General features: G+C 33.8%; 20 protein-coding genes. 11 read left to right on the top strand and 9 right to left on the bottom strand.

Annotated features, from left to right (window positions below; genetic code table 11):
* Nucleotides 1-3 precede the first annotated feature (3 nt).
* Entirely contained in the window at nt 4-2223 is a 2220-nt protein-coding gene (locus DMB68_RS19060; protein ID WP_110348229.1) for an FUSC family protein, read from the bottom strand.
* Nucleotides 2224-2412: 189 nt separating this feature from the next.
* Between DMB68_RS19060 and def the strand changes: the two genes are divergently transcribed.
* From def to mazG, 3 genes are all read left to right on the top strand, one after another.
* Nucleotides 2413-3003: a peptide deformylase gene (gene def / locus DMB68_RS19055; RefSeq protein ID WP_110348228.1), complete on the top strand. Its 591-nt coding sequence runs from the start codon at nt 2413-2415 to the stop codon at nt 3001-3003.
* 64 nt (nt 3004-3067) lie between these two features.
* Nucleotides 3068-3547: a DUF5606 family protein gene (locus DMB68_RS19050; protein ID WP_110348227.1), complete on the top strand. Its 480-nt coding sequence runs from the start codon at nt 3068-3070 to the stop codon at nt 3545-3547.
* 97 nt (nt 3548-3644) lie between these two features.
* Entirely contained in the window at nt 3645-4415 is a 771-nt protein-coding gene (gene mazG, locus DMB68_RS19045; RefSeq protein WP_110348226.1) for a nucleoside triphosphate pyrophosphohydrolase, read from the top strand.
* On the opposite strand, the gene DMB68_RS19040 is transcribed toward mazG, so the two are convergent.
* Entirely contained in the window at nt 4410-5096 is a 687-nt protein-coding gene (locus DMB68_RS19040) for a Crp/Fnr family transcriptional regulator (protein ID WP_110348225.1), read from the bottom strand. The two genes, mazG and DMB68_RS19040, sit on opposite strands and share 6 nt — an antisense overlap.
* Before the next feature lie 197 nt (nt 5097-5293).
* Here DMB68_RS19040 and DMB68_RS19035 point away from each other — a divergent pair, with 197 nt between their 5' ends.
* The 8 genes from DMB68_RS19035 (at nt 5294) to DMB68_RS19000 (ending at nt 13866) form a co-directional block, all read left to right on the top strand.
* Nucleotides 5294-7675 carry a heavy metal translocating P-type ATPase gene (locus DMB68_RS19035; protein WP_110348224.1) on the top strand — a complete coding sequence of 794 codons (2382 nt, stop codon included), beginning with the start codon at nt 5294-5296 and terminating at the stop codon, nt 7673-7675.
* Nucleotides 7676-7757: 82 nt separating this feature from the next.
* Nucleotides 7758-7949, top strand: a complete 192-nt coding sequence (gene ccoS, locus DMB68_RS19030) for a cbb3-type cytochrome oxidase assembly protein CcoS (RefSeq protein WP_110348223.1) — start codon at nt 7758-7760, stop codon at nt 7947-7949.
* Between the two features lie 2 nt (nt 7950-7951).
* Nucleotides 7952-10132, top strand: a complete 2181-nt coding sequence (gene ccoN, locus DMB68_RS19025) for a cytochrome-c oxidase, cbb3-type subunit I (RefSeq protein WP_110348222.1) — start codon at nt 7952-7954, stop codon at nt 10130-10132.
* Nucleotides 10133-10139: 7 nt separating this feature from the next.
* Nucleotides 10140-10328, top strand: coding sequence for a CcoQ/FixQ family Cbb3-type cytochrome c oxidase assembly chaperone (locus DMB68_RS19020; protein ID WP_110348221.1), 189 nt, complete (start codon nt 10140-10142; stop codon nt 10326-10328).
* A gap of 1 nt (nt 10329) precedes the next feature.
* Nucleotides 10330-11271: a cbb3-type cytochrome c oxidase N-terminal domain-containing protein gene (locus DMB68_RS19015; RefSeq protein ID WP_110348220.1), complete on the top strand. Its 942-nt coding sequence runs from the start codon at nt 10330-10332 to the stop codon at nt 11269-11271.
* Nucleotides 11272-11276: 5 nt separating this feature from the next.
* On the top strand, nt 11277-12695 hold the full coding sequence (gene ccoG, locus DMB68_RS19010; RefSeq protein ID WP_110348219.1) for a cytochrome c oxidase accessory protein CcoG: 1419 nt from the start codon (nt 11277-11279) through the stop codon (nt 12693-12695).
* 13 nt (nt 12696-12708) lie between these two features.
* Nucleotides 12709-13158, top strand: coding sequence for a FixH family protein (locus DMB68_RS19005; protein WP_110348218.1), 450 nt, complete (start codon nt 12709-12711; stop codon nt 13156-13158).
* A gap of 6 nt (nt 13159-13164) precedes the next feature.
* Nucleotides 13165-13866 carry a sulfite exporter TauE/SafE family protein gene (locus DMB68_RS19000; protein ID WP_110348217.1) on the top strand — a complete coding sequence of 234 codons (702 nt, stop codon included), beginning with the start codon at nt 13165-13167 and terminating at the stop codon, nt 13864-13866.
* Nucleotides 13867-13891: 25 nt separating this feature from the next.
* Here DMB68_RS19000 and DMB68_RS18995 read toward each other — a convergent pair whose 3' ends face one another.
* The 7 genes from DMB68_RS18995 to DMB68_RS18965 all read right to left on the bottom strand — a co-directional run bounded on the left by DMB68_RS18995 (nt 13892) and on the right by DMB68_RS18965 (nt 19671).
* Nucleotides 13892-14878 (bottom strand): toll/interleukin-1 receptor domain-containing protein, encoded by a 987-nt coding sequence (locus DMB68_RS18995; RefSeq protein ID WP_110348216.1) that lies wholly within the window; start codon nt 14876-14878, stop codon nt 13892-13894.
* A 79-nt stretch (nt 14879-14957) separates the two neighbouring features.
* On the bottom strand, nt 14958-15536 hold the full coding sequence (locus DMB68_RS23570; protein ID WP_196783711.1) for a hypothetical protein: 579 nt from the start codon (nt 15534-15536) through the stop codon (nt 14958-14960).
* Between the two features lie 9 nt (nt 15537-15545).
* Nucleotides 15546-16571 (bottom strand): ComEC/Rec2 family competence protein, encoded by a 1026-nt coding sequence (locus DMB68_RS18985; RefSeq protein ID WP_110348215.1) that lies wholly within the window; start codon nt 16569-16571, stop codon nt 15546-15548.
* A 164-nt stretch (nt 16572-16735) separates the two neighbouring features.
* Nucleotides 16736-18100, bottom strand: a complete 1365-nt coding sequence (gene hemN, locus DMB68_RS18980) for an oxygen-independent coproporphyrinogen III oxidase (RefSeq protein ID WP_110348214.1) — start codon at nt 18098-18100, stop codon at nt 16736-16738.
* Nucleotides 18101-18220: 120 nt separating this feature from the next.
* Nucleotides 18221-18697 (bottom strand): hypothetical protein, encoded by a 477-nt coding sequence (locus DMB68_RS18975; protein ID WP_110348213.1) that lies wholly within the window; start codon nt 18695-18697, stop codon nt 18221-18223.
* A gap of 103 nt (nt 18698-18800) precedes the next feature.
* Complete coding sequence (locus DMB68_RS18970; protein WP_110348212.1) at nt 18801-19148, bottom strand: hypothetical protein; 348 nt, start codon at nt 19146-19148, stop codon at nt 18801-18803.
* Nucleotides 19149-19248: 100 nt separating this feature from the next.
* Nucleotides 19249-19671, bottom strand: coding sequence for a DoxX family protein (locus DMB68_RS18965; RefSeq protein WP_110348211.1), 423 nt, complete (start codon nt 19669-19671; stop codon nt 19249-19251).
* Between the last annotated feature and the right edge of the window lie 18 nt (nt 19672-19689).

Below are 19689 nucleotides of genomic sequence, written 5' to 3'. Positions count from 1 at the left end.
GAATTAATCTGGATTTGTTGCTTTAAAGTCTTTTGTGATTTTTAATATTTTTTCGGCTAGATTGCTCATCCATATCAGCTGTTCAATTACCATTTGTGCTTCCTGCATTTTAGCTTGTCTTGTCTCTTTATCCAGTTCTTCATCTGTTGCCAAACGAGTAAAGTTTTTACGTTTCATTTCTTCAAATTGCAAAGTCACATCTTCCTTGTCAAAAAAAGTATCGGTTAGTATAGTTTCATTTTTTAATATCGAAATCGAATGGTCTAAATTTAATAAAATAGTTTTTATAATGTAATTGAAGGATTCTGAGGCTGATGTGGTTTGGTGTGCCTGAATGTATGTTGATAAAGAAGCTAAAGCAGAAAGTAGGGAATGATTTAAAACTACTAATTTATTGACTAACGGAAGTGTTTTCTGTTTTGATTTAGGCTCTTGCATCATACGCTGAAAAGATGTCATTAAATTGCCGATTTCGATAAAAACATTTTTTCTTGCTAATCTGTATGAAGTGGGTATTTCTCCTTTTTTATTATAAAAATCCGCAATTTCTTTAAGATAAGTACGATTAGCCCGAATTGAGTTTTCAATATGTATAGGGGTATTGATAAATTCCCACGCAGGCCATAAAAATTGATTGGCAAGAAAAGCCAGGATCGCTCCGGCCAGTGAATCTAATATCCTAAACTGAATTACTTCAACAACATTTGGAACTAAAATTCCATAAATAAAAACGACGTACATCGTCACAAAAGTTGCACTAATTTTGTAATTAATCTGTGTAAAGGAAATTCCAAGAAGCATACAAATAATCGAAAAAATACTCAAAGCAATATGGTTCTGTACAAGTGAAACGATTCCAAATGCTAATAATCCTCCTAATATTGTCCCAAAAATACGATTATAAGAACGCTCTTTGGTTAAACCATAACCAGGTCGCATGATTACTATGATAGTCAATAAAATCCAATATACGTTTTGAAACGGAAGAAATTTTCCAATAATAAAACCTATTAAAATGGTGATTGTTAATCGAACCGAATGTCTGAAAATTGAGGATGAAAAACTTAAATTTTCAGTTAGTGTGCGTAAAGGGTAATACTGCGGGGTTAAAAACTTTTCCAGTTCTTTATCTTTATCTTTAAGTTTATAGGACTGCATGGCAAGAGAAAGTGCCCGCTGGATAATTTTTATTTTTCCAACCTGATTTTTAGCATATTTCAGCATGTTGGTCAGCATCAGAACTCCTTCAGCGGCTTCTTCTTTTCCTAATGTTTTTTCATAGTCAAAAATAGCAAATTCAAGAGCATCAAGTTCGTTCTTTAAATCGTTTTTATCTACGTAAACGGCAATATGATGAACGTTTTTAGAAAGCTTTTTTAAGGTCGAGGCCAGTTTATAAGCTACATTTTGATAGGTTCTTATAACATCCGGATGTCTGGCAAATTTTTCCTGAATTTTACTGTGATCGAAAGAAGTATACAAAGCCAGTTCCTGAATTTCGACCAAAGTGATAAAAACCAGTAACATCTTTCGGTTTTGACTGGTTGCGGTACTGCTTTGATTTCCTATAAGCACCTTTCGTAAATCTTCATGAATTTCGTTTAGTTCTACCTGAATACCTAATTGTTTTTCAATTATTGTTTTCCTGTTCGCTTCGGGACTCCATAAATCACCTCTTAGTTTTAAATACTTTGCAGTTAATTTAATTCCTTCGGCAATTTCAAGCTCGATATATTTATAGGGTTGTACAAAATGAAAAATGAGAGAAACAATTAAATACAAAATACCTCCAATAAAAATATAACTGGAGTATGCAAATGCATCCCAACCCTGATGTAAATGCCCAAATGATAACGAAATAGAAATTAATGCCGAAAAAGAAACCAAAGTTGCCCGTTGCCCGTAGACTGATATCATAGAGCATAAAAAAAGTAAAAATCCTAAAAAAGGATAAAATATATAAGGATAGGGATAGGCAAAATTGACTAACAAATTTACACCGGAAACAATAAAAGAAGCTACAATTAATCCTTTTATTTTGTGGCTTAAAGTACTTGGAATGTCGCTGGGATACGTATAAAAAGCACCTAATGCAATGGTAAAACCAATTTCAAAATATCCCAGAAAATTCAAAACTAAAACAGGTACTACTGAGGCAATAGTTACTTTTGTGGCATTTAAAAACGAGGTGCTGTTGGTGAATTTTGCAATGCGATCTAACATATAAATTGGTTTAAAACAAAGGTAAGATAATTTGGCATAATTATAGCTGAGATTTTAATGAAGGACCAAAATGAGATTTAATATATTATTTTCAAATGCTCATTGACTATTTTTTACTATTTTTGACTCCTAATAATTTGAAGAATTGGAGGAAATTTTTCAGTAAATTAATAAAATAATACAATATAGATGATTTTACCAATTGTAGGATATGGGGATCCTGTTTTAAGAAAAGTTGGTGAGGCAATTACGCCGGATTATCCAAACTTAAAAGAAATATTAGCGAATATGTACGAGACAATGTACAATGCCTACGGTGTAGGGCTTGCCGCACCACAGGTAGGTATTGCAATTCGTTTGTTTGTTATTGATACAACTCCTTTTAGCGATGACGAAGAATTAAAAGAGGATGAGCAAAAGAACTTAAAAGGTTTTAAAAAGACTTTTATCAATGCTAAAATTCTTAAAGAAGAAGGAGAAGAGTGGAGTTTTAACGAAGGATGTTTAAGTATTCCTGATGTTCGTGAAGATGTTTACAGAAAACCTACCGTAACACTTGAATATTGTGAGGAAGATTTTGTAATGAAAACAGAAGTTTTTGATGGACTTATTGCAAGAGTAATTCAGCATGAATACGATCATATCGAAGGTGTTTTATTTACGGATAAAATTTCTTCTCTGAAAAAACGTCTGATTCAGAAAAAATTAAAAAATATTACTGAAGGAAAAACATCTCAGGAATACAGAATGAGGTTTGCAGCTGCTAAAAAAGGCAGATAATTGTTCTGAATTTTAGAACCTAAAATAGAAAAAATCAAAAATTCCTAATACAAATTTAATAAGCATGAATTTAGACAAAATTTTAGCCATTTCCGGGAAACCGGGTTTATACGCTTTGAAAGTGCAAACACGTACAGGCTTTGTGGCAGAATCATTATTAGACGGAAAAAAAATTACTGTAAACTTAAAAAGTAACGTAAGTTTATTATCAGAAATTTCAATTTATACTTATGAAGGTGAGAAACCTTTGACAGAAGTAATGCAGCGTATTGCAGTTAAAGAAAACAAAGGTCAGGCGATTTCACACAAAGAGGATAATGCAAAATTAACAGCTTATTTCAAAGAAATTTTACCGGAATATGATGAAGAAAGAGTATATCCTTCAGATATTAAAAAAGTACTAAACTGGTATAACATGCTTCAGGCAAAAGGACTGGTTACGGATGAAGCTCCTGCTGCAACTTCTACATCTGAAGAAATTGCTGTAGAAGAACCTGTAAAGAAAGCTCCTGCAAAAAAAGCAAAAGCTAAAAAAGAAGAATAGTAGTTTCTACATTCAAATATATAATCCTGTTAAGATGTTTTCTTGACAGGATTTTTTACTTTTACACTATAAGGTTACAATAAAAAAACTCCACAAAATGAGCAAAGAACTTCAGCTTAAGGCTTTCGAAAGATTATTAATTATCATGGATGAACTTCGTGAGCAATGCCCTTGGGATAAAAAGCAAACTTTGCAAACACTGCGACACCTGACCATTGAAGAAACGTATGAATTAGGAGATGCTATTTTAGATAATGATCTGAATGAAGTTAAAAAAGAACTGGGAGATTTATTGCTTCACATCGTTTTTTACGCCAAAATAGGTTCAGAAACGAAAGATTTTGATATAGCCGATGTGTGTAATGAAATCTGTGATAAATTGATTCATCGTCACCCTCATATTTATAGTGACACTGTTGTTAAAGATGAAGAAGAAGTCAAACAAAACTGGGAAAAACTAAAGCTCAAAGAAGGAAAAAAATCAGTTTTAGAAGGTGTTCCAAGAAGTTTGCCTGCTTTGGTAAAAGCGAGCCGAATTCAGGACAAAGTAAAAGGTGTAGGTTTTGACTGGGAAGAACCTCATCAGGTTTGGGATAAAGTACAGGAGGAACTGGAAGAGTTGCAGGTTGAGGTAAAATCCGGAGATCAGGACAAAATTGAAGCCGAATTTGGCGATGTTTTATTCTCTATGATAAATTATGCCAGATTTTTAAATGTAAATCCCGAAGATGCTTTAGAAAGAACCAATAAAAAATTCATCAAGCGTTTTCAGTATTTAGAAAATAAAGCCGGTGAATTAGGAAAACCTTTAATGGATATGACTCTGGCAGAAATGGATGTATTTTGGAATGAAGCTAAAAAACTATAATTGTTCAGCCAGTTTTTTTAAGGCTTTTACATTTTTTAGTACGATTTTTTTACCTGTTAATTCTATCAATTCTAATTTATTAAAATCAGATAATAACCTAATGCAGCTTTCTGTGGCAGTACCAATCATGCCTGCCAGTTCTTCCCTTGTAAGCTGAACTTTCAATGTCTTGTCTGCATTTTCACCAAACGCGTCATGCAAATGTAATAAGGTTTCTGCGAGTCTTTGTTTTACGGTTTTTTGTACGAGGGCAATTTTGTCGTTTTCAGAGTCTTTCAAATCTTCACAAACCGATTGCATTAGGTTCATTGAGAATTGATTGTTGTTATTAAAGAAATGTATGATTTCTGATTTCGGAATAAAACAAACTTCCATGTCGGCAATTGCTTTTGCTGATAAATTTGCGGGTTCGTTGCTAATCATCGAGCGTTGTCCCAAAAGCTCTCCTGATTTGACCAGTTTTACAATTTGGTCTTTTCCGTTAGCACTTAATTTTGAGAGTTTTCCAATACCATCTTTCACACAAAAAACACCATTTGTGACTTCACCTTCTTCAAAAATGGCCTCACCTTTTTTGATTTTGTGGGTTGTTTTACTATTAGCCAATTTGACAACTTCCTCTTTATTAAGCGCTTTTAAAGAAGAGAGTTGTCTTACGATGCATTGGTCACATTTGTTCATAGCAAAAATATTTACTGCAAAATTAACTAATATTCACTTTCGTAGGTTAGATAATTTCTGAAAATACCCTAAAAGAAAACGATTCTTAATAATTTTCTATTCATTTCTTTGAATAATTGTATTCACTCTAACATGATAAATGTCATAGTTATAGTCTGTTCTTATTTGGAATATTTGTTGCGTAAAAGAAACAAATTATGAATGAGCAGAGTTGTTTTCATTGTGGGCTTAGCATTCCTAAAAATGAAGTAATCAATTTTGATAAAAGGAAGTTTTGTTGTGTTGGCTGTAAAACAGTGTATGAAATCTTTAGTCTTAATGATATGACTTCCTATTACGATTTTGAAAAATCGCCAGGTGCCACTCCACAGGACATTCAGGGCAAATATGATTTTCTGGACAATGAAGCAATCCTTTCAAAAGTTTTGGAATTTCAGGAAGGAAAAACTTCAATTGTTTCTTTAAATATTCCGCATATTCATTGCAGTTCCTGTATTTGGCTTCTTGAAAATCTTAACCGTTTGCAAAAAGGAATCAGTATGTCGCAGGTTAATTTTCCGGAAAAGAAAGTCCGAATCACATTCAATTCTGAAACAGTTTCCCTCAAATCAATTGTCTATTTGCTGAGTTCAATTGGTTATGAACCTTACATTAGTTTAGAAAATTATGAAACAGGAAAAACAAAAGTTGACAGGACGCTGACTTACAAACTTGGTGTTGCCTTCTTTTGTTTTGGAAACATTATGTTGTTGTCATTTCCGGAATATTTCGAGATGAAAGAGTTTTGGCTGGACAATTACAGACCATTTTTTAGAGGATTAATTTTTGTCTTAGCATTGCCAAGTTTTCTGTATTCGGCGAGTGGTTATTATCTTTCGGCTTATCATAGTATCAAAACCAGAATGCTGAACATCGATATTCCGATTGCTTTGGGAATTATAGTTATGTTTATCCGCAGTTCTTATGATATGCTGATGGATCACGGGCCGGGTTTTTTTGACAGTCTCGTAAGTTTGGTTTTTTTCATGCTGCTGGGGAAAATGTTTCAGACAAAAACGTATAGTTTTCTGAGTTTCGAAAGAGATTTTAAATCGTATTTTCCAATTGCAGTTACCCGAATCAATTCGAATACATCAGAAGAAAGTGTTCCGATTTATGATGTTTTAAAAGGCGACAGGCTATTAATTCGGAATCAGGAGCTAATTCCTGTTGATGGAATATTGATTAGTGAGAAAGCTGAAATAGATTATAGTTTTGTAACCGGAGAAGCAGTTCCGATTACTAAAAAATCCGGAGATAAAGTTTTTGCCGGAGGAAAACAGATTGGAAAAGTAATCGAAATGGAAGTGCTGCATTCGGTTTCACAAAGTTACCTGACGCAATTATGGAGCAATGAAATTTTTCAGAAAAAAGTGGATCAGAAACATAAAACCCTAACAGATGCCATAAGCCGGTATTTCACTCCAATTTTACTACTGATTGCATTTGCAGGTTTTGGCTACTGGATTTTTATTGATGCCAATATTGCTTTTAATGTTTTTACAGCAGTTTTGATTGTAGCGTGTCCATGCGCACTGGCATTGACAGCACCATTTACGTTTGGAAACATTCTCAGGATAATGGGAAAGCAGAAAATGTATCTTAAAAATGCTTTGGTGATTGAACAACTGGCAAAAGTAGATACCATTGTTTTTGATAAAACGGGAACTATTACAACGAATAAAAAATCAAATATTGTATACGAAGGAAATCCACTTTCTGATGAATATAATGTACTGATTAAAAATGTGCTTCGAGCTTCCAATCATCCGTTAAGCAGAATGCTGTATGACTTTTTACCGGAATTTAGAAAAATTAAAATTGACGATTTTCAGGAAATTACCGGAAAAGGAATTTTAGCAACTATTGATGGAAAGGAAATAAAAATTGGTTCATCAACATTTGTCGAAAATTCAAATCTAAAGACATCAGAAATAGAACGAACATCGCTTCATGTCAAAATTGATACGATTTACTATGGAAGATTCAATTTCCAAAATCAGTATAGAGATGGTCTTGAAACGTTATTTTCAACTTTAAGTAAAAGCCATCGAATAAAAGTCCTTTCTGGAGATAATGATGGAGAAAGAGGCAATTTAGAATCTATTTTACCAAAAGATACCGAACTTATTTTCAATCAAAAACCGGAACAGAAGCTGGAATTTATTAAAAACTTGCAAAAAAACGGGCTTAATGTCATGATGGTGGGTGATGGCTTAAATGATGCCGGAGCTTTGGCTCAAAGCAATGTTGGAATTTCGATATCTGAAAATGTCAATGTATTTTCTCCCGCTTGTGATGCTATATTGGATGCGAATGAATTTTCACGATTGGATTACTTTTTAAAATTATCCCACAAATCCATCAGGATCATCAAAATGAGTTTTGTTTTATCGCTCCTTTATAATGTAGTGGGGCTCTCATTTGCTGTTACCGGAAACTTACTTCCGTTGGTGGCTGCGATCATTATGCCGTTGAGTACCATTACGATTGTGAGTTTTGTAATCCTGATGAGCAATTTTTATGCGAATCAAAAATAAATCAGGATGCACGTCTTACTATGATAATTATCATATTTTAAGAATACCCAACGTGCTAATTTTGCTTATATAAATCAAGAATATGAGTGTCATTTACCTGTTAATTTCAGTCAGTATCTGCGTAGCAATCGGATTTTTTATTGCTTTTATAATCGCAGTCAAATCGGGGCAGTATGATGATGATTACACGCCATCTGTCAGAATGCTTTTTGATGATGAAACCAAAATCACCTCTCAAAATAATAATTCACCAACAGAAGAAAAACAAGTTTAATTATGGAACAGTTTTATTACGACAACAAAATTGTAAAGAAATTCATTTATGCCACCATTCTTTTTGGAGTGGTAGGAATGTTAGTCGGACTAACCCTCGCGGTGATGTACCTTTTTCCCAATATGACCGATGGGATTTCGTGGCTTAGTTACGGACGACTAAGACCTTTACACACCAATGCGGTAATTTTTGCCTTTGTAGGGAATGCTTTTTTTGCAGGAATGTATTATTCGCTGCAAAGATTGCTGAAAGCCAGAATGTTCAGTGACTTTTTGAGTAACCTGCATTTCTGGGGATGGCAGCTTATTATTGTTGCTGCTGCTATTACGTTGCCATTAGGTTATACGTCTTCAAAAGAATATGCTGAATTGGAATGGCCTATTGATATCGCAATTGCGTTAATCTGGGTGGTAATGGGAATCAATATGATTGGTACAATGCTAAGAAGGAGAGAGCGTCATTTATATGTAGCGATTTGGTTTTACATTGCGACATTCGTTACAGTTGCGGTTTTGCATATTTTCAATAATATCGAAATTCCGGTTTCAGGCCTTAAAAGCTATTCGGTTTATGCAGGTGTTCAGGACGCTTTGGTACAATGGTGGTACGGGCATAATGCGGTGGCATTTTTCCTGACGACTCCATTCTTAGGATTGATGTATTATTTTATTCCTAAAGTGGCCAACAGACCAGTTTATTCGTATCGATTGTCGATTATTCACTTTTGGTCATTGATTTTCATTTATATCTGGGCCGGACCACACCATTTATTATATTCAGCTTTGCCAAACTGGGCTCAGAATTTAGGTGTAGCGTTTTCAGTTATGCTGATAGCCCCATCCTGGGGAGGTATGATCAACGGACTTTTGACCTTAAGAGGTGCATGGGATAAAGTCCGTGTTGAACCTGTGTTGAAATTCTTTGTGGTAGCCATTACAGGGTACGGAATGGCAACTTTTGAAGGTCCAATGCTTTCTTTTAAAAATGTAAACGCTATTGCGCATTATACGGACTGGATTGTAGCGCACGTACACGTAGGTGCTTTGGCATGGAACGGATTTATGTCGTTTGGTATTATTTACTGGCTGATTCCGCGAATGACCAAAAGCCAACTGTTCTCTACTAAATTAGCCAATTTCCATTTCTGGATTGGAACCTTAGGAATTATTTTATATACTGTTCCAATGTACGTCGCTGGTTTTCAGCAGGCCTCTATGTGGAAACAGTTTAACCCTGACGGGACTTTAACGTATGGAAATTTCCTTGAAACCGTTACAGCAATTATGCCTCTATATTGGATGAGAGCTATTGGTGGAACTTTCTACTTAATCGGAATGCTGACGCTGGTTTACAATATTATAATGACAGTTAAAGCAGGTAGTACAATTGAAGACGAATTGGCTCAGGCTCCTGCATTACAGACTATCAAAAGTGGTAGAATCAGTGGAGAAAAATTCCATTCATGGTTAGAAAGAAAACCGATTCAGTTATCAATTCTGGCTACGATTGCGATTTTAATTGGAGGTATTATTCAGATTGTGCCAACGATTATGGTAAAATCAAATATTCCAACCATTTCGAGTGTAAAACCATATACACCGTTAGAATTAGAAGGTCGTGATTTATACATCCGTGAAGGCTGTGTGGGCTGTCATTCACAATCGGTTCGTCCGTTTAGAAGCGAAGTTGAACGTTACGGGCCTCAGGCAAAAGCAGGTGAATTTGTTTACGATCATCCCTTCTTGTGGGGATCGAAACGTACAGGTCCTGATTTGCAGCGAGTAGGCGGTAAGTATAACGATAACTGGCATTTCAATCATATGTGGAATCCGCAAAGTACTTCTGCAGGGTCTATTATGCCGGGTTATAAATGGCTGTTTGATAATAAACCACTGGATATTTCATTAATTGAAAAGAAAATGAAAGTTATGGTTACGCTTGGTGTTCCTTATTCAGAAGCAGAAGTTGCCAATGCACAAAAAACCTTAAGAAATCAGGCCCTTACAATCGAAAAAAGCTTAGAAAACGATCCTGATTATGTAAAAAGTTATGAGGAAAGTAGAAAAAAAGCTGCTGCAAAAGGTGAAAAATTTGTTCCGATGAACGAAAGAGAAATTGTAGCATTAATAGCTTACATACAAAGACTTGGAACTGATATTAAAGTAAAAGAAACATCAAAATAACAGCATTATGTTTGAACAAATAAAACACAATATGGAAACAATCGCGGGTATCGAAATTTACCCGATTCTTTCCCTCATGATTTTCTTCCTGTTTTTTGTCGGTTTAGGTTTTTGGGTGTTCTCCTATACTAAAGATAAAATTCAGCAAATGAGTGAAATACCTTTAGAAGATAGTATAATTTCAAAAGACAGTTAACATGAAAAAGTTTTTTCCAGTATATGTAAGATTACCCATTATTTTTTTCATCGTATTTGGTTTGATGGAATATTGTATAGACTCGGGTGACAGGGCTGCTTTTATAAAATACCCAATGGTAGCTGTTTTTTTGTTTGTTTTTCTGTTCATTTTGATTGCTATCGAAATTACACTTAGTGCAGTTAACAGAGTAATGTATCAATTATTATCTCCGGAAGAAAAAGAAAAACTGGCATACGAAGAAAGTCTGAGTTTACAGGAAAGTACCTGGTTTAAGAATTTGATGCACAAACTTACGAAGACAGAACCAATTGAAAAAGAAGGTGACTTGTTGATGGATCACGATTATGACGGAATCAAAGAGTTAGACAATAACTTGCCGCCATGGTGGGTGTATTTATTCTATATCTGTATTGTTTTTGGAGTTGTCTATGTCTTTTACTTCGATGTTTTTGGCGGAGACAATCAGGAAATGGAATTGAAAAAAGAAATGGCTCAGGCAAAAATTGAGGTAGAAGAATACCTAAAAACCGCTCCGGATCTGATGGATGAAAAAACAGTGGTTCTGCTTACTGATGAACCAAGTTTGGCTGCCGGAAAAGAAATTTTCATGACCAATTGCGCAGCCTGCCATAGAGCAGATGCCGGAGGGCAAATCGGACCAAACTTAACAGACGATAAATGGATTTTGGGTGGTGGAATTAAAAATGTATTCCACACCATAACAAACGGAGGTCGCGACGGAAAAGGAATGGTTTCATGGAAAACAAATGGTATGAAACCAAAAGAGATTCAAAAAGTGGCAAGTTACATTTTGTCTTTGCAGGGAAGTAATCCAAAAGATGCCAAAGAAGCTGAAGGAGAAGTTTGGGTAGACGAAAACGCTACGAAAAAAGATGCTACAGCAAATAAAACAACAGATAGTACAGCAGTTAAAAAATAATTACCATGTCAAATTTACCAGACGAAGCTTTTAGAGATACCATCGGAACTATTGATGAAGGCGGAAAACGAAAGTTTATTTTCCCTAAAAAACCGTCTGGTAAGTTTTACGAGTATCGCAAAATAGTCAGTTATATTTTATTGGGGATTCTGATTGCTAATCCGTTTATAAAAATTAACGGAAACCAGTTTATGATGTTCAATATCATAGAACGTCGTTTTAATATTTTTGGATTGCCTTTCTGGCCGCAGGATTTTTATCTTTTTGTGATTTCCATGCTCGTTGGGGTTGTGTTTGTAATTCTTTTTACCGTTGTTTTTGGAAGGATTTTTTGCGGATGGATTTGTCCACAGACTATTTTTCTCGAAATGGTTTTCCGCCGAATCGAATATTGGATAGACGGTGACCGCGGTGCTCAATCACGTTTGGCGAGACAGGAATGGAACGCAGAAAAAATCCGAAAAAGACTCACGAAATGGATAATTTTCTTTTTGATTTCCTTTGGTATAGCCAATGTTTTTCTGGCTTATTTGGTTGGCAGTGATACTTTGTTTTTGATGATAGAGCAAGGACCTGTTTCGCAGGCAAGTAATTTTATTGCACTACTAATTTTTACAGGTGTTTTTTATTTTGTTTTTGTATGGTTCCGTGAGCAGGTTTGTATTATCGCCTGTCCGTATGGTCGATTGCAAGGCGTTCTTTTAGACAATAAATCCATAAATGTAGCCTATGATTTTGTGCGTGGTGAAAAGGAGCAGGGTCGTGCAAAATTCAATAAAAAAGAAGACAGGGCTTTAACCGGAAAAGGAGATTGTATCGATTGCCATCAATGTGTGCATGTCTGCCCAATGGGAATAGATATTCGAAACGGAACTCAGTTGGAATGTACCAATTGCACAGCCTGTATCGATGAATGCGACTCGATTATGGATTCGGTTGGTTTGCCAAAAGGATTGATTCGTTATGCTTCTGAAGACGAAATAGAGAAAAAAGAGACTTTTAAATTCACAGCCCGAATGAAAGGTTATACGGCAGTTTTATTTATTCTGTTGAGTGTTTTTGTCGGAATGCTGTTTTTAAGAACCAATGTCGAAGCGATTATTTTACGTTTGCCGGGACAGCTTTTTCAGCATAAAGGGGATAAAATCAGTAACGTTTACACGTATAAAATCGTAAACAAGACTATGAAGGATTACAGTGATATTCATTTTGAGTTAATCGATCAGAAAGGCGAAATCAGTAAGGTGGGAGAACAGCATTTTAAAGTAGCAAAAGAAGGCATTTCACAAGGAACCTTATTCATCGAAATCAATGAAGTGCTGCTGGAAAGCGATAAAACCAAAGTTAAAATTGGTGTTTACAACGGCAACGAATTATTAGAAACTACTACTACCAATTTTTTAGGACCGAGAAGTTTTAATTAAAAAATCTACAAATATGAAAATCAATTGGGGAACAGGAATTGTCATAGCATTCGGATTGTTTATGACCTTTATTTTATATTTTGTTTTTGAAGTACAATCCAACAGCAAATACGACAATGATTTGGTTGTTGAAGAATATTACAAACACGATTCGCATTTTCAGGAGGAAATGGCGCGTATTCAGAACGCGCATGATTTACAGTACAAACCTTCGATTAAGTATATTGAAGAAGGAGTCAGAATCACTTTTCCTAAAACTTTTGAAAGCAATAAACTCAAAGGAAACGTTTTGCTGTATCGTCCTTCAAACAAAAAGTTTGATTTCAATACTCAGATTGTCCTGACCAATTCGACTTTGCTTATTCCGCAAAAGAAATTAGTAAAAGGACGCTGGGATGTCAACATGGAATGGCAGTATGAAGGCAAAAAATACTTGACCAAAGAAGTTATCTACGTAAATTAATAAAAAATGTTATTTTCAGCTTTCATATTAGGTCTTATCAGCAGTTTGCATTGCGTTGGGATGTGCGGTCCAATTGCGATGATGCTTCCGGTTGACCATCAAAATGAAGCTAAAAAAGTAACGCAGATTATCACCTATCATTTGGGAAGATTAACAGCCTACGCCACAATCGGACTGATTTTTGGATTATTGGGAAGAGGTTTTTTCCTGGCCGGATTACAACAGAAAATGTCTATTTTTATTGGTTTGGCGATGATTGCTGCTGTTTTGATTCCGGAAAGCATCTTTTCAAAATACAATTTCTCAAAACCGGTTTATAAAGTGATTTCAAATATAAAATCGACTTTAGGCAAACAGTTTAAAAACAAAAGCTACAAATCTCTTTTCACCATTGGATTATTAAACGGTTTCCTGCCCTGCGGAATGGTATATGTGGCTTTATTTGGAGCCATAGCGATGCAAAGTGCCGGTTTAGGCGTTTTGTATATGCTTTTGTTCGGATTAGGAACTATACCCTTAATGACAATCGTAGTTTATATTCATTCTTTACTGAAACTGCCCTTTCGAAATAAAATTCAAAAAGCAATTCCTTACGTTGCAGTCATTATAGGGGTTTTATTTATTCTCAGAGGTTTAGGATTAGGAATTCCGTATGTTTCTCCATCTAATATGAGTTTGTTTGTGCAGGGGAATGTTGATTGCCATTGAAGGTAGAAATTTTAGAAATGGATTATTAGTTATTAATTTTTTTTCCATAATATCGAGAGAAAACTTTTTTCGCAGCATTTTCAATTTGTTCACTAGTAGTAATTCTTTTGCTTGATTTTATTTGGTATGCTCCTAGAAAACATAAATCGTGCGTTTCAAAATCTTCAAGCGATTCATCTGTAAAACCCCAAAGAATATATGGTAAATCAAGTTCATGATACCAGTCCACTAAAAATATTAGTTCATTAATCTCTTCAACGGTTGCTTTTTTTAAAATCCATTTTTTCGCAAGCCTAATGATTAAATTCATATCATATCCTGATTCAAATTCCGGATTATAAGTTACATTGTATGGAAGATTATATGCATTTTGTAATTCATATCTTTTTTTTTCTGCTAAAAAATCATCCCATTCTTCGCCTCCAAAAGCATCATCAGAACAAAACCAATTATAATAAGCCTCTTCGAAATAAACTAGATTTTTTATTCTGGTTTCGGTATCTATCAAGTATTTTTTTCTTTCATCATCATTACAATTATTCAAAAAATTTATTTTCTTTTTGACTAAATCTATTCCAATAATTTCTGATTTGGTAATAGAAAGAACTTGAGATATTACTTTGTTAATTTCATCATTTTTAACAGAGACGGAAACTTTATCTGCCAAAATTGGAGAGAAGTCAAAAATTTCTTTTGCGGTTATGTCGAGCCAAACAGGTAAAATTACCTTGTTGCTGGTAAAAATTTCTTTATTAATTAATCCATTGAGCTCTTTTTTTGTCCATTCTTTTTTTAGAAAGTTTTTGCTTATAACTACTATTCCGAAATTTGATTTTTTTATTCCGTTTGAAATTTCCTCAAATAGAGAATCACCTAATTTTAATGTTAATTCATCGTACCAAATTTTAAATCCTAGTTGAATTAATTCATTCGCCAACGGTCTTACAAAGTTTTCTTTGTCTTCTGATGCATGACTAATAAAGAAGTCATATTCTTTTGGAGTGAATTCCATTTAGTGTAGGTTTAAAAATTGCCGCCAAGGTTTGATGCTTGCTGAAGGAGCTTTGGCAAACCCTTGTTAGCGGAAGTATTTATATATTTTCGATTTTAGAATATATTTGCAAAATTTCTTTTGAGAAATAATAACCTCTTTGTTTTGCTCTATACCAAAATAGTATGACTACTATTATTGATAAATATGCTTTCCAATCGTCGTAATAATTTAATAGTATTACAATAGTTGATAAAATTGAGCAAGTAAGCATAGTTCTTGAAAATGCATAACTATTACTAAAATCTTCAATTCTTGTATCTTTTGTAGAAAATACAGTTCGCATTGCTATACTAAATAATTCTTTATTACAAGGTGTTGGATTTTCAGTTTTAGAGTTTAAATTATTTTTTAATCTCATGTAATTATACTGCTTTATATTCCACATCCCTTTTCCTTCAAGTAATTTACATGATGGTCTACCTCCCCAAGTCCAAAAGTAAAATTGTTCTAGTAAACTACTTATGATATTAAGTAAATAACCTAATCCAAATGCTATTGCAGTATATCCTATTACATAATCTTTGTTGTAATCAAAACCTAAAAAAGGTAAATAACACAAAAGCATTATAAATCCAGGCACTAGAGAGGATAATATATCGTAAGATTTAAAATTCATAGGTGTAAATTATTTTGCGTTATATTGGCAAAGGAAATATGCATCCATATTTTTGTTAAATTCTGGCTCACCTTCCCAGTTTCTTTTGTGTCTAAAATCTCTAGCAAATTCTAAATTTTTGACGTATATTTTAAGATTCTCAGTGCTAATATCTAAAATGATATATCCAGCTTGATTATTTGTTATTTTGACGTTGCTGCAATATTTATTATAAGCAAGATGCTTTGAACTAGCATTTCCAAAAAGAGTAGCTTTCGGATTAACAACTTTTAGAAAATCGTAATTACGACCAGAATCTCTTCCATGATGTGGAGCAAATAAAACGTCTACATTTTTTACTTTTTCTGAATGATTATTTAAAATATGTTCCCAAGTCAAATCTTCACTATCTCCAGCAAAAAGTATTTTCCAATAACCTCCACCTAATTTTGGGGGAGTGTATAAAATAACATAAGAGGAATCGTTCCAATTCTCTTTTTGATTACATTGTTTCAGAATTTCTGAACTTGGAGATAAAATTTGAATATAATCTTCATTGTAATATAAATTTGAATTTCCAGAAAAATACGTTAGTCTTTTAGTTGGATTTGTTTTACCATCTCGAATAGATTTATAAAATTTCCAATCATCAATATTATAACCTCCAGAATTTGCCTTATCTGAAATCTCCTTTTTATTATCTGTATCCCACATATTTATTATAGAAAATTCTGTAAATAAATCTTCTATACCATCAAGATGGTCCATGTCTGGATGCGTGACAACAAATCTGAAAATTTCATTAATTTTTAATTTTTTTAAATATTGAATTGGATTATCAGGATGTTTTTTTTGCTTGTAATCTTTTTTGTCTGATGGAACTTGAGTCCTTTCATACATATCTTTTCTTCGTTGAGAATTTTTTACAGCTTTTTCTTTTTCTGTATCATAGTCATTGTATGCATTACTAATATCAATCACTGTCTTTCGACCTGAATCATGCTCAATAATATTACAATCACCTTCTAAAACATTTAAAAAATGAATTTTTGACATTTATTTGAGTTTAGTTAATATTTTTGCTTTTTTTATATGCGAATACGAAGGTTTATTTCTTATTATATTCCCAAATATAATCTTTTTCGCTCTAAATTAACTTTTTACCTCAATTATCTGTAATAAGGAATGTCTATTCAAATAATATAAAAATTCTGTCCCTGTTAAACAGTCATCGAAAACAAATTCGTCTCTGGTGATTTTCTTTTTAAATGCAAATCAAAAGCCATGCAGATGTTGCGTACAAATGGTCTTCCGGCCTCTGTAATGCTGATTTTATGATCTTCAATTACAATCAACTCATCGTTTTCTATTTCTTTTAAATCCAGTAAAACAGTAGGAAATTCTTTAAAATATAAGCTTTCATCACTCCAGGAAGTTTCCAGTTCGCAAGTCAAATTCAAAATATGTTTTCTGATAATTAAATCTTCATCTGTTAAAAGATGGCCTTTGATAACAGGAAGCTGATCCCATTCCAATAATTGATAATAATCTTCAAGACTTTTGGTGTTTTGGGCAAAACTATACCAGCTGTCACTAATAGAAGAAACACCTAAGCCAATCATAAGCTGCGTTTTCGAAGAACTGTAACCCATAAAATTTCTATGCAGTTCTTTGTTTTGTGTGGCTTTGTATAAACTGTCGGATTGCAAGGCAAAATGATCCATCCCAATTTCGTGATAGCCGTTTTTAGAAAGTAATTGTTTTCCAATTTCATATAATTTTCTTTTTTCCGCATCTTTTGGAAGGTCTTCTTCGTTAAATCCCCGCTGACCGTTCCCTTTTATCCAGGGGGTATGTGCATAGCTGTAAAATGCCAGACGATCCGGTTTTAAAGAGTTCGTTTTTTCAACAGTATCTACAACATCTTCAATGGTCTGAAATGGCAAACCAAATATAATATCATGACCTATTGAAGTATAACCAATTTCTTTTGCCCAGAAAGTAACTTTGGCCACATTATGAAAAGGCTGAATGCGGTGAATCGCTTTCTGAACTTTTTCAGCATAATCCTGAACGCCAAAACTCACCCGGCGAAAGCCCAGATCATATAGTTTTTTAAGCTGATCGTAAGTTGTGTTATTGGGATGTCCTTCAAAACTAAATTCATGTTTTTCAGCTTTAAAAGCAAAAGAAAAAATACCATTTATGAGCTGTTCTAAATTATTTTTAGAAAAGAATGTTGGAGTTCCGCCGCCCAGATGAATTTCCTTTATGATTGGTTTTTCGGGAAGAAGTCTGCAGTATAAACTCCATTCTTTCAAAAGCGCTTTAATATAGATTTCTTCGACAGCATGATTTTTTGTAATTCGTTTATTGCATCCGCAAAAAGTACACATGCTTTCGCAAAATGGCAGATGAATATATAAGCTGATTCCGTTTTGTGAATTGCTTTCTGAAAAGGCTTTTTGAAATGATGCTGTCCACTTTTCGGTTGTAAAACCGGCTTCATCCCAATAAGGAACTGTTGGATAACTGGTATATCTTGGACCGGGGACATTGTATTTTTGAGTCAGTGAAATTTCCATAACAAGGCATTTTTAGAATACCAAAATTACTTCGTCATTTGAAAGATTAAAATGATAAATATCATATTAGACTCTAAATAAAAAGAGACCCATGATGAGCCTCTTTTCTGAATTAAATAACTAACGTGAAATAGAATCTTGGATGATTTTAAGCCATTTTTTTGCAAACATATGATCCTGGTAGGCGCTGATCTGCTTGATGCGGTCATCGTCAAAATCATAGAATGGTATTGTAATTTTTTTAGATGTTTCCTTTTCCTGAAATTCGAAATCAATTTTGAGAATAGTATCTGAATTTCCATCAGTGGTCAAAACCAATTTACAGGAAGAAACACTCTTTAAATCCAAAAACGTTGATTCCTGTTGATTTGGATTGAAATTCATTAAAATGAATTTTCTGTGTTTTTGATCTATAGTAAGCGTTTTATTGCTTTGAGATTCAGTCAAATCAAAATCCTGTGGATGTGTTGGATTGAACTTCTTTTTAATGTTTAGAATTTTTGTTTTGTTTGCAGCGCTCGATCGTGCCGAAAAATAGATAGGAATTGCGACTATGATGGCAATCACAATGCCAATTATGGTTACACTTGTTTCCATGTTTTTTGAATTAGATAAATAAATGAATTATAAACAGTTTATTAAGTAGCTGCTTATTGTTTTTGGAAGAATGAATTCTTCGGATTAAAATTCATGTATTTGATTACCAGAAAAAATGGAAGGGATAGAGCATCAGTAAGACCTTTTTGCTCTGGGTAACAAATTGATTTGAAAAGTTAGAGGCTGATTTTATTGCCTGATAATGTGGTACAGCAATTAATAAAGAATCAAACCACTTGATTACAGCGGGATATTCCGTTTTTATGTTTGCTGCAAACTGATAGCTTGCTTGTGGCTGTATAAAAGCTTGTGAATCTGTGAAATCTTTAGAAAAATTGGTATCCGTTTTTTGACTTTCGATTTTTTGTACAGTAATATGGTTCGCCTGAGTGGCAAAAAATCCCATGATTAAAAGAGATACAAAAATAACGGTCTTACGAATCCAATTCATGGTGGCGAATTTAATTCATAAAACACAATTAATGAAATTTAAATTGCTAATTACTTCTTAAAAGTTATCCCCAACTTTTATAAGTTGAGGATAATGTATGTTATTGCTGCATTTTGAAGTAATAATCGGCTGAATGTTTTCCTCCGCCATACAATAGGAAGAATATGCAAAGTAACAAAACTACTATTGCTAAAATCAGACTTTCGGAGTGCATGCGTCCCATAAAATTTACAAGGACAGCCCCAAATAATATAGGTAGCTGAGCTGCAATTGCCCAGCGGGTCAGTAGTCCAAAAACAATCATTATTCCTCCAATCATATGGGCTGGTGCGATATAATGTAACAAAAACATTCCGCCTCCATACTGATCAATAGGAGAAATTAAATCATGCAGGTACTGAGCATTCGTGACAAATGAAACTCCTTTCATGAATAAAAAAACACCCAATACAATACGTACTAAATCCAATGGTAAATAGGTGTGCGCATTAGCCCACTTATTCAAACTTTTTACATTTTCCATGATGTTTAAGTGATTAAA

This window comes from Flavobacterium hydrophilum (assembly GCF_003202405.1).
Classification (GTDB): domain Bacteria; phylum Bacteroidota; class Bacteroidia; order Flavobacteriales; family Flavobacteriaceae; genus Flavobacterium; species Flavobacterium hydrophilum.
This window is presented reverse-complemented; position numbering and strand designations above follow the sequence as displayed.

Bases quoted from the DNA above. Each gene is read 5' to 3' on its own strand.
- DMB68_RS19060 (WP_110348229.1), bottom strand. From the start codon at position 2,223: ATGTTAGATCGCATTGCAAAATTCACCAACAGCACCTCGTTTTTAAAT.
- def (WP_110348228.1), top strand. From the start codon at position 2,413: ATGATTTTACCAATTGTAGGATATGGGGATCCTGTTTTAAGAAAAGTT.
- DMB68_RS19050 (WP_110348227.1), top strand. From the start codon at position 3,068: ATGAATTTAGACAAAATTTTAGCCATTTCCGGGAAACCGGGTTTATAC.
- mazG (WP_110348226.1), top strand. From the start codon at position 3,645: ATGAGCAAAGAACTTCAGCTTAAGGCTTTCGAAAGATTATTAATTATC.
- DMB68_RS19040 (WP_110348225.1), bottom strand. From the start codon at position 5,096: ATGAACAAATGTGACCAATGCATCGTAAGACAACTCTCTTCTTTAAAA.
- DMB68_RS19035 (WP_110348224.1), top strand. From the start codon at position 5,294: ATGAATGAGCAGAGTTGTTTTCATTGTGGGCTTAGCATTCCTAAAAAT.
- ccoS (WP_110348223.1), top strand. From the start codon at position 7,758: ATGAGTGTCATTTACCTGTTAATTTCAGTCAGTATCTGCGTAGCAATC.
- ccoN (WP_110348222.1), top strand. From the start codon at position 7,952: ATGGAACAGTTTTATTACGACAACAAAATTGTAAAGAAATTCATTTAT.
- DMB68_RS19020 (WP_110348221.1), top strand. From the start codon at position 10,140: ATGTTTGAACAAATAAAACACAATATGGAAACAATCGCGGGTATCGAA.
- DMB68_RS19015 (WP_110348220.1), top strand. From the start codon at position 10,330: ATGAAAAAGTTTTTTCCAGTATATGTAAGATTACCCATTATTTTTTTC.
- ccoG (WP_110348219.1), top strand. From the start codon at position 11,277: ATGTCAAATTTACCAGACGAAGCTTTTAGAGATACCATCGGAACTATT.
- DMB68_RS19005 (WP_110348218.1), top strand. From the start codon at position 12,709: ATGAAAATCAATTGGGGAACAGGAATTGTCATAGCATTCGGATTGTTT.
- DMB68_RS19000 (WP_110348217.1), top strand. From the start codon at position 13,165: ATGTTATTTTCAGCTTTCATATTAGGTCTTATCAGCAGTTTGCATTGC.
- DMB68_RS18995 (WP_110348216.1), bottom strand. From the start codon at position 14,878: ATGGAATTCACTCCAAAAGAATATGACTTCTTTATTAGTCATGCATCA.
- DMB68_RS23570 (WP_196783711.1), bottom strand. From the start codon at position 15,536: ATGAATTTTAAATCTTACGATATATTATCCTCTCTAGTGCCTGGATTT.
- DMB68_RS18985 (WP_110348215.1), bottom strand. From the start codon at position 16,571: ATGTCAAAAATTCATTTTTTAAATGTTTTAGAAGGTGATTGTAATATT.
- hemN (WP_110348214.1), bottom strand. From the start codon at position 18,100: ATGGAAATTTCACTGACTCAAAAATACAATGTCCCCGGTCCAAGATAT.
- DMB68_RS18975 (WP_110348213.1), bottom strand. From the start codon at position 18,697: ATGGAAACAAGTGTAACCATAATTGGCATTGTGATTGCCATCATAGTC.
- DMB68_RS18970 (WP_110348212.1), bottom strand. From the start codon at position 19,148: ATGAATTGGATTCGTAAGACCGTTATTTTTGTATCTCTTTTAATCATG.
- DMB68_RS18965 (WP_110348211.1), bottom strand. From the start codon at position 19,671: ATGGAAAATGTAAAAAGTTTGAATAAGTGGGCTAATGCGCACACCTAT.